Source organism: Pseudoalteromonas sp. MM1 (genome assembly GCF_030296835.1).
Lineage (GTDB): Bacteria > Pseudomonadota > Gammaproteobacteria > Enterobacterales > Alteromonadaceae > Pseudoalteromonas.
Genome location: NZ_AP027922.1, coordinates 893974 through 907698 on the forward strand (window position 1 = coordinate 893974; position 13725 = coordinate 907698).

A 13725-nucleotide genomic window follows, 5' to 3' on the forward strand; every position below is an offset into this window, starting at 1 on the left:
ATAATCTTGCTGTAAAATAAAAAGGCTGCCTGTGCAGCCTTTTTTGATTGCGTAGATTTAAAATTACGATAGTTTGTTAGGTATGAAGCTTATTAAGGATAGTATGTTAAAGCGCATTGGGTTAATTGTTGGTTTTGTATTGCTAAGCATAGTATTGCTTGGTTATGTATTTCGTTTGCCATTATTACAATGGGCTGTAGCGCCTGCGCTTGAAAAAGCGGGTGTTACCTTAAGCTGCTTAGATTTTTCGCTTACGAGTAAGTTAAATGTGCACGTACAAAAAGCGTGTTTAAGTTACCAAAACCAAGAGCTTGTAGTTACAGGCATTACCGCAAATACCAAGCATATTGAAATTCAACACGCAGTACTTAATCTAAACCCATTTCCACAAAGTAATAAAGAAAGCAGCCCAGCAACAATTTTAGATTTAGCCCTTCCTGATAAAAGACCAACAATTGCAGTTGAGCAACTAAGTATAAACAGTGCGTTTTTAAAGCGTCCGCTAATGCTAAATATTACCGAGCCAACGCTTAACCAGTTTGTAATTAATGGTGATTTGATCGCAAATGCAACGCTTCACAATGATAAGGTGCGAGGGCAGCTTAAAGTTAATGATGGATTATTGAAGCAACTACTTAAAACAGATAATGCGCTATTAAGTGGGCTTAGCTTTAATACATCGCAAGCATTTACCTTTAATGGAATAGAAGGGAGCGCCACTGGTAATTTACAGGCGCGGTATGACTATAAATTTAAAAACTGCGACATTAGTAATAATACTGAAGGGGTGCTAAGCGCTGCGTATAATTTAAATACCCAAAAGCTTGGGCTAGACTCAAGTAAGCTTAAAAACAATGTCCAACTTAGCAATAATTGCCAATCTCTTATTCCTGAAAGTGCCTACAAGGCCTTTGCTGTAAAGCAACTCCCACTTAATTGGCAGTGGGCTTTACCTAAACCAATAAGCCTAGTAGGTAATAATTTAACCTTACCGTTAATAACGCTAACAAGCGATGAGCAAACAGAGCAAGACATAGACATAACTTTTACAGATACGTTTGTTAATACAGTCACGCCTTTACAAAGTGCGCGTTCGCGGCTTAAAGCACAGCTACACACTGACGACATAAAGTCTGTAGTGCTAAATACGCAGTTTAATAACGCTCAACTAAGTGGCAATTACGATATTGCGCTTACCTCTTTGCCTGAATTTTTACCGGCTGAGGCTAATAATATTAAAGCCAAAGGGGATTTTACAGTTACTCAACTTATTGACTTTAAGCCCGTAGGTAACGCACGTATTGAGTTTAGCTTTGATAGCGCAGCTGCTTATGGCAGCGCTCTTAAAGGCTACACAGGTAACCTTGAAGCAAGCATGAATGAAAAGCTCGATGCAAAAGTAACGCTTAAAAGTAAGCTTAAAAGCGTGCAATACAACGAATATAAACTCACCGATATTAATAACACCCTTAGTGCAAGGGCAAACTTAGGCGTGGGAGAGTTATTTGCTCACTTAAATGCAAACACTCAAGTAAATACACTAACAAGCCCAAGTATCGATTTAAATACTATAAACGTAACCTCCACAGGGCTGCAAAGTCGTGCACTTCAAGCGTCTCATCATGTATTTGTAAATGGTGTTGAGCTGGTGGCTAATCATCATATTTCAAAGGTAGCGCATCCGTTTGAAGTGATTATACCGCAGCAAAGTGTGCTTTCGTTAAATTCACTCGTTAGCCAATTTGAACCGTTGGCTCAGCTAACCCAAGGGAAATTGGGCGGGCGTATAAGTGGTGATGTGAATTTACAAAAAGCAGATTTTACTTTAACGATGACTGATACCAGTGCACTTTATAACGACTTCTTAGCTAATGGATTTAACATGCAGTTTGGGGGGCAGTACGATTCAGGGCAGCTTAATGTTGCTCCTACTACCTTTAATCTTAATGAATTACGTGCAGGTGCTGTAGCTAAAAGTATCACGGGTAATATTAAAGTGGTTAATAATAGCGCGCAGGCCTTTGATGTTGAAGGCGGTATTTTTGGTGGTAAATTTTCTTTAGATAAATACACGCTTTTAAAGCCACAGCAAACAGCACATGTTACGTTTGAAAATGTTGATGCCGGTAAATTAATAACGCTTGACGATAAGTCGGGTATTATCCTAACAGGTAGGCTAAGAGGGTCGTTGCCATTTTATTTTGGTGAAACAGGGGTTGAGGTAAAAAATGGCAGCCTAGCCAATCAAGGCCAAGGGAAGCTTATTATTAGCAATAATGAAGCGTTTGACGCTGTTATGCGCCAGCAACAAGAGTTACAACCTGTGCTTGGGCTACTCAAAAACCTTGATATACAAAAGCTTAATAGTACAGTAGCGCTTAAAAGTGATGGCTGGTTAAACTTAGGTGTTAACTTACAAGGCTTTAATGAGCCAGAGCAGCAGCAAGTTAACTTTAACTATAACCACGAAGAAAACGTGTTTACGTTACTAAGAGCACTTAGATTAAGTGACGAAATAACGCAAAAAGTTGAGCAGCAATACTCTAAAAAAGGAAACTAATGATGAAAAATTCGTTAAGCATTAAGGCAATCATTGCCCTTGCTGCTATTAGCGCTTTGAGCGCATGTACCCACAGAGTAGAGGTGGCAGCGAAAGAGCCAATAACTATCAATCTAAATGTAAAAGTAGATCACGAAATTCGAGTAAAAGTAGATAAAGAACTCGATAACTTATTCAGTGACGACAGTGAATTATTTTAGGAGCTAAATGATGACTATAAAAAATAAATTAAGTATTGCTACTCTAATTAGTGCGGTATGTTTGTCGTTTTCAGCGTGGGCTATTAGTTTAGATGATGCTAAAAACCAAGGCTTAGTGGGTGAAGATAGCTCAGGTTATTTAGGGCTTGTTGTACAAAATAGCGAGGCAAAAGCCGTAGTTGAGGAAATTAACGCTAAACGTAAAGCACAGTATTTAAAGCTGGCTAAAAAGAACGATTTATCGCTAGCCCAAGTAGAAGCGCTTGCAGCAGCTAAAACAATCGAAAAGACCAAAAGTGGCCACTATATTGAAGTGAATGGTAACTGGGTTAAAAAGTAATACAAGCAGCTAAACATATTACTTAAAAACCGAGCGTTTAGGCGCTCGGTTTTTTTATATTTGCTAAAAGTTGCTGCCAAAAGTCGAACCCTTTGCGCCTTGCAAGTTTTATATTGTGCTCTGGAATAGATTCTGGCTCGTTATAGTTATCAAGCGCTTCGCTCATACTCAGTTCGCGAATTAAATGTAATGTAGGGTAGGGGGCTCGGTTAGTGTAATTTGCCGCATCATCTTCATCGCTGTCGGCAAACACGTAGTCAGGGTGAAAATTAGCAATTTGGTATTTACCTTCAAAACCTTGCGCTACCAGTAAGGCATTGGCTAAATCGACTAAATCTAAAAAGTCTTCAAAATCGCTAAAGCCGTTATCAAACAGTATTAATGTGGTTTCGCGCTCGGGGTTTTGATCAAGCTGCACACACTGCTCTAGCATGTCCATTACAGCGTCATCAACTTTTGTTGCTGGGCTAAGCACATAATGAATACAGTTGTTTTCTACTTCTTTGCGGGCAAATGGGCAAAAGTTATATTTTACAATAACAGATGATACCCACTCGCGGGTTTGGGCAATTGCTTGATGAGTCATGCTTTTGGCTCTAAATACTGATTTATAATGGTTAATGTTTTTTCAATGGCGCCTTGGTTTTTTACTACACATTGCTGCGCTTTAATTCCTAAGCTTTGGCACGCTTTGGTGTTTTGGCTTAAATTAATTAATTGTTTAGCAAGCTCATCGGTATTTTCAACAACGACAGCCCCTTTAAGTTTAATTAGCTCAGGGTAGATATGATCAAAATTATACGTATGTGGGCCTGTAATAACACCAACCGAAAAAGCAGCCGCTTCAAGTGGATTGTGCCCACCTCGGCGAATTAAACTGCCGCCTATGTAACTTACATTCGCTGCGCCATATAAACACTGTAACTCGCCCAGTGTATCAGCTAATAGTACTTGCTCGTTTTGATAGTTATTGTTGCTGCGACGACTAAAGCTAAGTGGGCTTTGAGCTAACGTGTCGGCTACTTTATCAAACTGCTCAGGGTGGCGCGGTGCAATAACTAAAAGTGCATTAGGGTATTTTTTTAATAGCTGCTGATGGGCGTTTAATATCATCTCGTGTTCAAGCGGGTGAGTAGAGCCTGCCACCCATACAAAACGTTCATTGGTTTTATACTCGGCTTTAAGATTTGCCACTTTAGTTAGTTGTTCGTCGCTTGGCGTAATGTCGAACTTTATTGAGCCTGTAACATGGCTTTTTGAAGAAGGTAAACCAAGTTCAATAAACCGTTTCGCATCATTTATATTATGGCTTGCGAGCACTGAAATTGAACGCATAATTATATGCGTTAACCCTGCCACCTTTTGATACCCTTGCTGCGACTTTTCGCTTAGTCGAGCATTAAGCACTAATACTGGAATATTCTTTTTATGGCTTATTGCCATTAAGTTAGGCCACAGCTCAGTTTCTAAAATACACAGTGCTTGTGGGTTTATACGCTTTAAAAATCGAGCGCTTGAACCTGCAAAGTCTATAGGTAAATAACAAGATGCCACGGTATTTTTAAATTGTTCGCTAATTTGCGCACGTCCGGTAGGGGTATTGCAGGTAATAAGTATATTAAGCTGCGGGTGTTGTTTTTGCAGTGCTTTAATAAGAGGCGCTACAGCAAGGACCTCACCTACAGAAGCGCAGTGGAATACAACCGGTTTAGCGCTATTATTAAATAAGTGTTTGCTAATAAAACCAAAGCGCTCTTTAAAGTGCGCACGGTAGCCTTTATTTTTTTTACCTCTTAGTACATATAAGTAAAATACAATCAGTGGGCTAATTAAAATTAAAGCGAGTGAGTAAAAAATACGTGCCATACTGAACTTTTCTTAAGGTAAGTGGCGCTAGTTTAACGCGAAAGTGATAATTTCTGAACATGTGAAGCACTAAATTATAATTCAGTTCAGCTATATTCCCATAAAATACACACAACTAAATAAAACTATGGAATAATGGATTTAATTTTTTCCTGCCATTTCAGTTCCTAGAGGAATTTTTCATGTCAATTATCGATTCTGTGGCAACAAGCTACGTTGAAAGTTTAAACCGTCATCAAGCCTTATTTGAAACGATGGAGGCTTATCATCAAGAGTCTATGCAATTATTAGAAGCGTGCCACAGTGCATTGCAAGCTGGTGGTAAGGTTATTTGGTTTGGTAACGGCGGAAGTGCTGCCGATGCACAGCATTTAGCGGCCGAATTTGTTGTGCGTTATAAGTTAGAGCGTGGTCCGCTTGCCTCAATGGCGCTGACCACAGATACCTCAATCCTCACTGCGCACAGTAACGACTACCACTTTGATACGGTATTTGAACGCCAAGTGCAGGCACTGTGTAAACCAGAAGATTTAGTGATTGGTTTAACAACCTCAGGCACCAGCGCCAATATTAATTTAGCGCTTGAAGCGGCTAACAAAATTGGCGCGTTTACGGTTGCTTTAACCGGGCGCGAGGGCGGTAAAGTAAAAGACATTGCTAAGTTGCCCATTATTATTAAAAACGATGAAACAGCCCGCATTCAAGAGGCACATATGTTTATTGGCCATTGGCTATGTGAAGCTATTGATATGGTTGTTGCGGAGCAGCAGTAATGGACTTATCGCTATTAAAAAATTTATCTAAAGCGCGTATTTTAGTTGTCGGTGATGTCATGCTAGACCGTTACTGGTATGGCGATACAGGGCGTATTTCGCCAGAAGCGCCAGTCCCTGTGGTTAAGGTAAGCAAGTTTGAAGACAAAGCCGGTGGTGCTGCAAATGTTGCAAAAAACATTGCGCGACTTGACGCCAAAGTGGGTTTACTCGGTTTAATTGGTGAAGATGAAAGCGGGCAAATTTTAGAAACTATTTTAAAAGGTGAAAAAATACATTCACAACTAGTTAGTGTATGCGATTTACCCACTATTTCTAAAATGCGTGTAATTAGTCGTCATCAACAACTTGTGCGCCTAGATTTAGAAGAAACCTTTAGCGAGCAGCACAGCCAGTTGTTGTTAAACCGTTTAGAGCTGGTACTTGATGAATATGACTTCGTGGTGTTTTCTGATTACAGCAAAGGCTCATTGAGCTTAATTAAAGAGATGGTGAGCGTTGCTAAAGCGGCGGGTAAAACTGTACTTATTGACCCTAAATCGCCCGATTTACACTTATACGAAGGCGCTGACTACATTACCCCTAATTTGCATGAATTTAATTTGGCGGGCGGTAAAACAGGCTCTGAAGACATTTTAGCGCAAAGTGCGCGTGAACTAATTAGCAAAAATGGTATTAAAGCCATGCTACTAACGCGCTCTGAGCAAGGTATGTCATTAATTAATGCCGATGAAAAACACGACTTTGCAGCGCAGCAGCTAGAAGTAAGCGATGTAACTGGCGCAGGCGATACTGTTATAGCCACGCTTGCAGTGATGCTCGGGGCAGGTATGAAGCCTAAAGATGCGGTAGAAATTGCCAATTTAGCCGCCGGTATTGTAGTAAGTAAACTTGGGGCGGCAACGGTTTCACCAGAAGAGCTTAGCCAAAAGCTTGGCCAATACTTACACATCAATGGCGAGCACTACCAAACTCCGTTTGACGATGTATTGCAACATATTGAGTTTGCTAAGCAAAACGGCGAAACCATTGTGTTTACCAATGGCTGTTTTGATATTTTACACGCAGGCCACGTACGTTATTTAGCTCAAGCCAAAGCACGCGGCGACAGGCTTGTGGTTGGTTTAAATAATGATGATTCAATAACTCGCTTAAAAGGCCCAGAGCGCCCTATAAACCCACTTGATGAGCGCGCAATGGTATTAAGTGCGCTTGCCTCTGTAGATTGGGTCATTCCCTTTGGCAGCGAGGACGAAAACGACACTCCGGCTAAATTAATCGAGCAAATAAGCCCTGATATTTTAGTTAAAGGGGGTGATTACACCGTAGAGCAAATAGCTGGCGCCGATCACGTGCTGCGCCATGGCGGCAAAGTAGAAGTGCTAACATTTTTAGATGGCTGTTCAACCTCTAAGGTGATTAGCAAAATAAAGCAGTAATATTTGCTGATTGAATAAAAAAGGGTTGAAAACGCAGTTTTCAACCCTTTTTTGTTATTACGCATACAACTTTTTAAAAGTTATATTCGTACTTAGCAAACGCTGACGTGTCGTTGTCTGCACCATCATTATTTGATGCAAAAGCGCCCAATGTTAAACGCCCACCCATAGCCAGTTGCCTGTAACGTAGCTCAACTTGTTTTGAGTTATAACCGGTTTTGGTAATGGTATTCCCTAAATCTGGGTTATTAGGGTAACGGTCGCGATTATCGCTGTTGTAATCCACACTACGAAGTTTTACTTGCCAGTCATCGCCATTTGAAAGCTGACCAAGCAGTGTTAACACCACTGACTGCGCGTCGTTATCATAGGTTGAGCCAATAGTGCGACCATGGTAACGATAGCCCGAATTATAATCTGAGTGTTCGTAGTAGCAGTTTTCATTGGTTGATTCAGCCGAGCATGAAACACCCGTATCTATATACTCTACATTTACTAATACATTTTGGCTGTAAATACGTTGGGTCGTTTGCACACCGAATAAGTACGCTCTGTCGGCAGGTTTAAACTGTGAGCTGGCATCTTCGCCAATTGTACTTGCGTAGATGGCATACGGGTGACTAAATAAGGTATCAGACCAACGAACGTCAATACCGGCAAGCTGGTTGCCAATTTTAGACTCTAATGAGCTATCGCAATTTTCATTACCATCAATACAATTAGTTTGCCCAGTAATTACATCGATAAAGTCACCGGCTGAGCTTGGTTGGCCTTCACCGGCCCACTGTGCAGACCAACTTAAAGCAACCTCAAGTTGCTGAATTGGACGAAAATTTAAACGGCTACTCCAAAGTAACGCATCAGGAATAACGCGGGTTGATTCTAGCTTTGCCATTTGCGCGGTAAAGCTCCATTGGCCAAGCCAACTTAACCAAGGTGTTTCAAACGCTGTGCTTTGCTCACGGGTTACACTAAGTGCCGGCAGTGGTTTTGCATTACCAGACATAATTAAGCTGTTATCAACACCTGGGCCCCAAAATTGCTCTACGGCACCGGCCCTAAAAATCCAATTGCCTAAGCGGTAGGCTAAGTAGCTATCGTCAAATGAGGTATCGTTACAATCTTCAAGCGCTTGTTCGTTAGTGGCTATATCATCGGTTGTTTTGCCATCAACTAAGCATTGTTTACCATCGTTTCGGTAATTAATGGCTACTTTCGCCGCAAAGTTATCGCCAAGGTAGGCGTAGGCCGCAGAAAGCTCAGACTCTTGAGTATTGGTTGCCCCAAAGCTGGTGGCTATAATTGGGTCTGATGCGGCAAATGCTGAGAGTTGTACACTGTGCGAGCTACTGTTTTCTGACTTATAACGATGTTTTACACGAAGCATTGCATCTTGCAGGCTGGGAGATAAAAGCTCAAGCTTGCTTGCTTCTAGTTCGCCAATAAAGCTTTTCCACATTAGTGGGTAGGTGGTTACAGGCGCTAAAATAACACCAGCATCAGCCAGTTGTTGAATGTCGGCTCGTAAACCGTAATCGTCTGGCTTTACCCAGGGCTCTGCTGTTACTGATGCGCTCATAGCGCAAAAAAGAGAAGAAAGTAGAAAGATTCTGTTTCGCAAAGTTCAGATCCTTGTGATTAAGATTGCGGCTAAGTTTACCAATCTAGCATGGCTATTGCAGTAAATAATCTATTTTATGGCGTTAAATTTGTGTATAAAAATGTAACCTAGCTATCGTAAAAACAATGGGATTGATATACTGCTGCGCAAATAGGAAATAGAGAATGCAATGAGCAACAAACGACTTTTATTTATACCCGTATCATCGCCACAAGGAATAGGTGAATACATGCGCTCGTTGTTGCTAGCCCAAAGTCTTGAAAGTGAATGTCTAGGTTCACTTACTATCCATTTCATTTTAAATAAACACACAAGCTACGCTAAAAACTGCCCATATGACACTACCTTGCTTGAGCACTCTGCAACTAAAGAGCGCGATAAAGTGTGTGAAGTTATAGCTAATTTTAAGCCCGATATTGTTATATTCGATTGTGCAGGGCGCGCTGCTCATATGAAAGCGGCTAAAAAAGTGGGGGCCAAAGTGGTGTTTATTTCTCAGCATGCGAAAAAGCGAGCGAAAGGCTTAAAACTTAACCGTATCAACTTAATTGATAGCCATTGGGTGGTACAGCCTGATTACTGCATTGAACCTTTAAGCTGGGCTGAAAAAGCTAAAATAGATATGTTTTCTTTGGCTATGCCTAAAAATGTGGGCCCTTACATAGCATTTTCATCAGCGTGCGATACCAAGCAGGTGTTAAAAAAATATCAGCTTGATGAACAAGACTACTTTATTGTCAGCGCAGGCTCTGGCGGCCATATGCTAGATAACCAAAATTGTGCTGATGTATTTTTTGCCGCCGCAGAGCAAATTTCATTGCAAACAGGTTTAAAGGCGGTGGTGGTATTTGGCCCTAATTATAATAAAGCGTTGCCAGTATCAAATACGGTTATAAATTTGGATACGTTAGAAAATAGTGAGTTTTTGTCGCTTATGGAGCAAGCTAAATTTGCATTATTAAGTGCCGGCGATACTTTATTGCAAGCCATTGCGGTTAAAACACCTGCTGTGGCGTGCGCTATTTCAAAAGATCAAACACAGCGCTTAGTTAGTTGTGCCACGACAGGTGTGGTAATTAAGGTGAATTTTGAGGTTGAAGATATAGTAAAAAAAGCCAACGCTTTATTAATGCAGCCGCATTTTAATCAATTACTAGAAAAATACGCTTTGCTTGAAAGCGCGCATAGCTATGAAGTAATAACGCAAGGAGTTAAAAACATGCTAATGGCTGCTGATAGATGAATATAGTGATTGTAATAGACTCGTTAGCGGGTGGTGGCGCCGAAAAAGTGATGTTAACCCTTGCACAGCAACTCGTAAAAACGCATAGCGTTACTATTTTATCGCTGGCTAATAAATATGAATACACTATTCCTGCGAACATTAAAGTTGAAAGTTTATTCACGGATAAAGCCACTAAAGTGGATCGTTTTTGGAAAATAAACAAAAGCGTAGCAAAGTTAGAGGCGTGGTTTAACAACAAACAAAAACAAATTGGCCCCATAGATTTAGTGCTTAGCAATTTAGACAGAAGCAATAATTTATTGGCTAAAAGCCAGATTAAAAATGTTCACTTTGTTATGCATAACTCTGTTAATGCAGAGCTAGCTAGGCAAAAAAAGTTAGGCCCGTTTTCTTATCATTATCTTAAAAAGTCAAAACAAAACTTAAATGGAAAATCCTTGGTGTGCGTGTCTAAAGGGGTAGAGCAAGAAATTACCCAAGGGCGCATAATTAGCCCAAGCGCCATCACCACTATTTATAATCCCTTTAATTTAGCGGATATAAAGCGGCTCTCAACTGAGGTTAATACGCAAATTCCGCAATCGCCGTATATTATTCATGTAGGGCGGTTAGCTAAACAAAAGCGCCACGATATTTTATTTGCGGCATTTGCAAAGCTTGATAAAAAATACAAATTAGTCCTTTTATGCAATAAGCCTAGCAAAGCATTTAAGCTTGCAAAAGCGTATGGTATTGATGAACAGTTAGTTGTGCCAGGGTTTGAACAAAATCCGTATAACTGGATTAAGCAGGCTGAAGCATTAGTGTTAAGCTCTGACTTTGAAGGGCTACCTACAGTGTTAATTGAAGCATTAGCAGTTGGTACGCCGGTGGTAAGTACTAACTGCACCTTTGGGCCAAGCGAAATTTTAACAAATGAGTTAGCTAAATATTTAGCGCCTGTAGGGCATAGCGATGAGCTAGCGGCTAAAATTGAGCTGGTTTTAAACACTAAGCCTAATGTTGATAATGCCGATATTTTACAAAAGGTAACGGCCGAACAGGCTGCTAAGCAATACTTAGCTTTGTGTGGATAATTGCCCTTTATAAAGAGTTAATAACGTTTGCCAGTCATTGCTTTGCCAATAAAAAGCGTTGTTACGTCCTTGTTCTTTTAAAAAAGAGCGCTCTAAACGTGCCATGTTATTTTGTTGCCATTGCTTGCTTGGTGTTTTTATTTCGCCGCGATCAAAGTCGATAATATAAACCTCGCCCGTTTCACTAAATAAAATATTATTTATATTTAAATCAGCGTGGTACACACCTTTTGAGTGAAATAGCGCAACAGTATTGGCAATGCGCTTGAGCTCATCGTCTGTTAGTGGGCGTTCAATTAAAATATCGAGCAGGCTTTTAGCCCCTTTTACAGCCTCTGTAATTATATCGCCACGGTAAATTAAGCCTGTGGTTGTTACCTTAGCGGCAATGGGTTTTGGCACATTTAAGCCAAGCTCAATAAGCCTTATCATTAAGCTGAACTCTTTATACACACGGGTGTTTTTAAGCCCAGCGTAGAGGTACTGATCGCTTAATAATTTGCCAACTAAACCGCCGCGCCAATAGTGCCTAAGTACAGCGGTTAAATTATCGTGTTTAAAAAACCAGGCTGTGGCGCGGCCTTTTTTAGCACCGACTATTTTATTTTGCAGTTGCCAATAATCTGCATTAAACCAGTTTAAATCAACCTCGTTAAAATAATCAGGGTGGCTTAAAATAGTGTGCTTACCTTGCGTTAGTGTTTTAAACATAGCTCGTTAAAATAATTCAATAATGCGTGTATATTAACGTGTTTTATAGCGCAGCATAAGTGCTTGCATTAGTGTGAGTATAATTTAAGATCGCAGTCTATTATTTAAAGCCAAAGTGGAACGCGTGACTCAAGTGCCTAATTACTCCTCAATTTGTATTTTAAGACTCTCTGCCATTGGTGATGTGTGTCATGCTGTTAGTGCTGTACAAGCTATTCAAAAAGCGCATCCTAATGCAAAAATAACGTGGGTAATGGGTAAAATAGAAGCCATGTTGCTTGCCGATTTACCTGGGGTTGAGCTGGTAGTTTTTGATAAAAAACAAGGTAAGGGTGCACTTAAAAAGTTAAAACATTCTTTTAAAGGGCAGCAGTTTGATGTGCTACTTAATATGCAAGTCGCATTAAGAGCTGGCTTTGTTGCACGCTGTATTCCGGCTAAAGTAAAAATAGGCTTTGATTGGGCTCGTTCAAAAGAATTACATAGCTTGTTTATAAATAAACGAATAGCCTCACAAAAAGAAGCGCATGTGCTAGAGGGATTTAAAGGCTTTGCGGGTGCCATTGGAGTTAAAGATTATTCACCTACCTGGGATATGCCTTATACCTTAGCGGATGAGAGAAAAGCAGAGGAGCTATTAGGGCCAGCGTATTTGGCAAATAAGTTATTAGTAATATCGCCAGCGGCCAGTAAAGCCCAAAGGAACTGGTTGCCTGAGCGCTACGCTGCCCTTGCTGATTACGCGAAAGAGCAAGGCTTTAACGTGGTACTAACGGGCGGCCCAACTGAGCTTGAGATTAATTTAGCAAATCAAATTATAAAACACAGTCACTGCACAGTTTTAAACTTAGTAGGTAAAACAAAACTTAAAGAGCTGCTATGTGTGCTTAAGCGCGCTGATATAGTATTAGCCCCCGATACTGGCCCTGCGCATATGGCGGTTACAGTAGGTACGCCGGTTATTGGTTTATATGCGCATTCTAATCCTGCACGTACCGGCCCGTATTTATATCAAGACTACGTAGTTGAGGTATATCATCAAAACTTACTAAAGCAAACGGGTAAAACAGCGCAACAATTGCCTTGGGGTACGCGCGTTAAGGGCGATGATTTAATGAGCCAAATAACCGTAGACAGTGTTAAAGCTATGTTTGACCATGTGGTACAAAAAGAGTCTATTAAATGAGTGTACTAGAAAAAAATAAAGCGCTTTTTTTAGACCGAGATGGCGTGGTAAATATTGACCATGGTTATGTGTATCAAAGTGAAAAATTTGAATTTATTGACGGTGTGTTTAGAACCTGTAAAGCATTTTATGATGCAGGTTATAAAATTATCATAGTGACCAATCAATCGGGAATAGGCCGTGGTTACTACACTGAAGATGACTTTTTAGCTTTAACGCAGTGGATGAAAACACAGTTTAGTGAGCACAGTATTAAAATTACTGATGTGTACTTTTGCCCGCACCATCCCAAAAAAGCGCTAGCGCAATATTTAAAACAGTGCCAGTGCAGAAAACCAGCTCCAGGCATGCTGTTACAAGCTATGCTAGAGCATAATATTGACCCTTCTAGTAGTATTATGGTGGGTGATAAACTCAGCGATATGCAAGCTGCACAAAAGGGGGCTATTAGCACACGGGTATTAGTTCGCTCTGGCCAACAATTTGACGAATCCGCTAAACAATACGCCGATTTAGTGATTGACTCTATTAACGATTTACCAGCACATTACCTTGCCTAAAGTGCGTTTATATTTGCGCAAGTTAAGTGTTAAGAATTGCTGCCATTATGAGTATTTGCGATGAACTACAATCCGTGCATTTTCTTAGCTAAACTTTTACAATACATCCCATCATAAACAGTGGCTTTAATGTTGTTGTTTACCCGT

The 13725-nt window shown here is 40.5% G+C and carries 13 protein-coding genes; 9 read left to right on the plus strand and 4 right to left on the minus strand.

The genetic code is table 11. The annotated features are described in order from the left end of the window. Positions 1-103 precede the first annotated feature (103 nt). Genes QUE46_RS04015 through QUE46_RS04025 form a run of 3 tightly spaced genes read left to right on the plus strand, consistent with a single transcriptional unit; the run spans position 104 to position 3100 of the window. Complete coding sequence (locus QUE46_RS04015; RefSeq protein ID WP_286246310.1) at positions 104-2560, plus strand: YdbH domain-containing protein; 2457 nt, start codon at positions 104-106, stop codon at positions 2558-2560. Positions 2561-2562: 2 nt separating this feature from the next. Beyond that, positions 2563-2760 (plus strand): YnbE family lipoprotein, encoded by a 198-nt coding sequence (locus tag QUE46_RS04020; protein ID WP_286247675.1) that lies wholly within the window; start codon positions 2563-2565, stop codon positions 2758-2760. Between the two features lie 10 nt (positions 2761-2770). Continuing rightward, positions 2771-3100, plus strand: coding sequence for a YdbL family protein (locus tag QUE46_RS04025; protein WP_286247676.1), 330 nt, complete (start codon positions 2771-2773; stop codon positions 3098-3100). Positions 3101-3137: 37 nt separating this feature from the next. Here the strand turns inward: QUE46_RS04025 and QUE46_RS04030 are convergent, their stop codons facing one another. Together QUE46_RS04030 and waaA are read right to left on the minus strand one after the other, a co-directional pair. Beyond that, the gene (locus QUE46_RS04030; RefSeq protein ID WP_286246311.1) at positions 3138-3686 is read right to left on the minus strand and encodes a DUF1415 domain-containing protein; all 549 of its coding nucleotides are present in this window, start codon (positions 3684-3686) and stop codon (positions 3138-3140) included. After that, the gene (gene waaA / locus QUE46_RS04035; RefSeq protein WP_286246312.1) at positions 3683-4966 is read right to left on the minus strand and encodes a lipid IV(A) 3-deoxy-D-manno-octulosonic acid transferase; all 1284 of its coding nucleotides are present in this window, start codon (positions 4964-4966) and stop codon (positions 3683-3685) included. Before waaA ends, QUE46_RS04030 begins: the two co-directional genes overlap by 4 nt. Before the next feature lie 182 nt (positions 4967-5148). On the opposite strand from waaA, the gene QUE46_RS04040 reads away from it, so the two are divergent. Both QUE46_RS04040 and hldE read left to right on the plus strand, forming a co-directional pair. Continuing rightward, a complete protein-coding gene (locus QUE46_RS04040) occupies positions 5149-5739 on the plus strand; it encodes an SIS domain-containing protein (protein ID WP_004588568.1) in 591 nt (196 codons plus the stop codon). Further along, a complete protein-coding gene (gene hldE / locus QUE46_RS04045; protein WP_286246314.1) occupies positions 5739-7178 on the plus strand; it encodes a bifunctional D-glycero-beta-D-manno-heptose-7-phosphate kinase/D-glycero-beta-D-manno-heptose 1-phosphate adenylyltransferase HldE in 1440 nt (479 codons plus the stop codon). The genes QUE46_RS04040 and hldE overlap by 1 nt, the downstream gene beginning before the upstream one ends. Positions 7179-7251: 73 nt before the next feature. On the opposite strand, the gene QUE46_RS04050 is transcribed toward hldE, so the two are convergent. Continuing rightward, a complete protein-coding gene (locus tag QUE46_RS04050; protein WP_286247677.1) occupies positions 7252-8757 on the minus strand; it encodes a capsule assembly Wzi family protein in 1506 nt (501 codons plus the stop codon). A 211-nt stretch (positions 8758-8968) separates the two neighbouring features. On the opposite strand from QUE46_RS04050, the gene QUE46_RS04055 reads away from it, so the two are divergent. Together QUE46_RS04055 and QUE46_RS04060 are read left to right on the plus strand one after the other, a co-directional pair. After that, entirely contained in the window at positions 8969-10042 is a 1074-nt protein-coding gene (locus tag QUE46_RS04055; protein ID WP_286246315.1) for a glycosyltransferase family 1 protein, read from the plus strand. Continuing rightward, positions 10039-11121 (plus strand): glycosyltransferase, encoded by a 1083-nt coding sequence (locus QUE46_RS04060; RefSeq protein ID WP_286246316.1) that lies wholly within the window; start codon positions 10039-10041, stop codon positions 11119-11121. The genes QUE46_RS04055 and QUE46_RS04060 overlap by 4 nt, the downstream gene beginning before the upstream one ends. Here the strand turns inward: QUE46_RS04060 and QUE46_RS04065 are convergent. Continuing rightward, positions 11104-11832 carry a 3-deoxy-D-manno-octulosonic acid kinase gene (locus QUE46_RS04065; RefSeq protein ID WP_286246317.1) on the minus strand — a complete coding sequence of 243 codons (729 nt, stop codon included), beginning with the start codon at positions 11830-11832 and terminating at the stop codon, positions 11104-11106. The two genes, QUE46_RS04060 and QUE46_RS04065, sit on opposite strands and share 18 nt — an antisense overlap. 124 nt (positions 11833-11956) lie before the next feature. Between QUE46_RS04065 and QUE46_RS04070 the strand changes: the two genes are divergently transcribed. Both QUE46_RS04070 and gmhB read left to right on the plus strand, forming a co-directional pair. Then, positions 11957-13018 (plus strand): glycosyltransferase family 9 protein, encoded by a 1062-nt coding sequence (locus QUE46_RS04070; RefSeq protein WP_286246318.1) that lies wholly within the window; start codon positions 11957-11959, stop codon positions 13016-13018. Further along, positions 13015-13578, plus strand: a complete 564-nt coding sequence (gene gmhB / locus QUE46_RS04075; protein WP_286246319.1) for a D-glycero-beta-D-manno-heptose 1,7-bisphosphate 7-phosphatase — start codon at positions 13015-13017, stop codon at positions 13576-13578. The genes QUE46_RS04070 and gmhB overlap by 4 nt, the downstream gene beginning before the upstream one ends. Positions 13579-13725 lie beyond the last annotated feature (147 nt).

What these genes read in the sequence shown, in the direction of transcription:
- QUE46_RS04025 (WP_286247676.1), top strand. Translation starts at nt 2,771, where the DNA reads ATGACTATAAAAAATAAATTAAGTATTGCTACTCTAATTAGTGCGGTA.
- waaA (WP_286246312.1), bottom strand. Translation starts at nt 4,966, where the DNA reads ATGGCACGTATTTTTTACTCACTCGCTTTAATTTTAATTAGCCCACTG.
- QUE46_RS04055 (WP_286246315.1), top strand. Translation starts at nt 8,969, where the DNA reads ATGAGCAACAAACGACTTTTATTTATACCCGTATCATCGCCACAAGGA.
- gmhB (WP_286246319.1), top strand. Translation starts at nt 13,015, where the DNA reads ATGAGTGTACTAGAAAAAAATAAAGCGCTTTTTTTAGACCGAGATGGC.
- hldE (WP_286246314.1), top strand. Translation starts at nt 5,739, where the DNA reads ATGGACTTATCGCTATTAAAAAATTTATCTAAAGCGCGTATTTTAGTT.
- QUE46_RS04050 (WP_286247677.1), bottom strand. Translation starts at nt 8,757, where the DNA reads ATGAGCGCATCAGTAACAGCAGAGCCCTGGGTAAAGCCAGACGATTAC.
- QUE46_RS04065 (WP_286246317.1), bottom strand. Translation starts at nt 11,832, where the DNA reads ATGTTTAAAACACTAACGCAAGGTAAGCACACTATTTTAAGCCACCCT.
- QUE46_RS04060 (WP_286246316.1), top strand. Translation starts at nt 10,039, where the DNA reads ATGAATATAGTGATTGTAATAGACTCGTTAGCGGGTGGTGGCGCCGAA.
- QUE46_RS04015 (WP_286246310.1), top strand. Translation starts at nt 104, where the DNA reads ATGTTAAAGCGCATTGGGTTAATTGTTGGTTTTGTATTGCTAAGCATA.
- QUE46_RS04040 (WP_004588568.1), top strand. Translation starts at nt 5,149, where the DNA reads ATGTCAATTATCGATTCTGTGGCAACAAGCTACGTTGAAAGTTTAAAC.
- QUE46_RS04020 (WP_286247675.1), top strand. Translation starts at nt 2,563, where the DNA reads ATGAAAAATTCGTTAAGCATTAAGGCAATCATTGCCCTTGCTGCTATT.
- QUE46_RS04030 (WP_286246311.1), bottom strand. Translation starts at nt 3,686, where the DNA reads ATGACTCATCAAGCAATTGCCCAAACCCGCGAGTGGGTATCATCTGTT.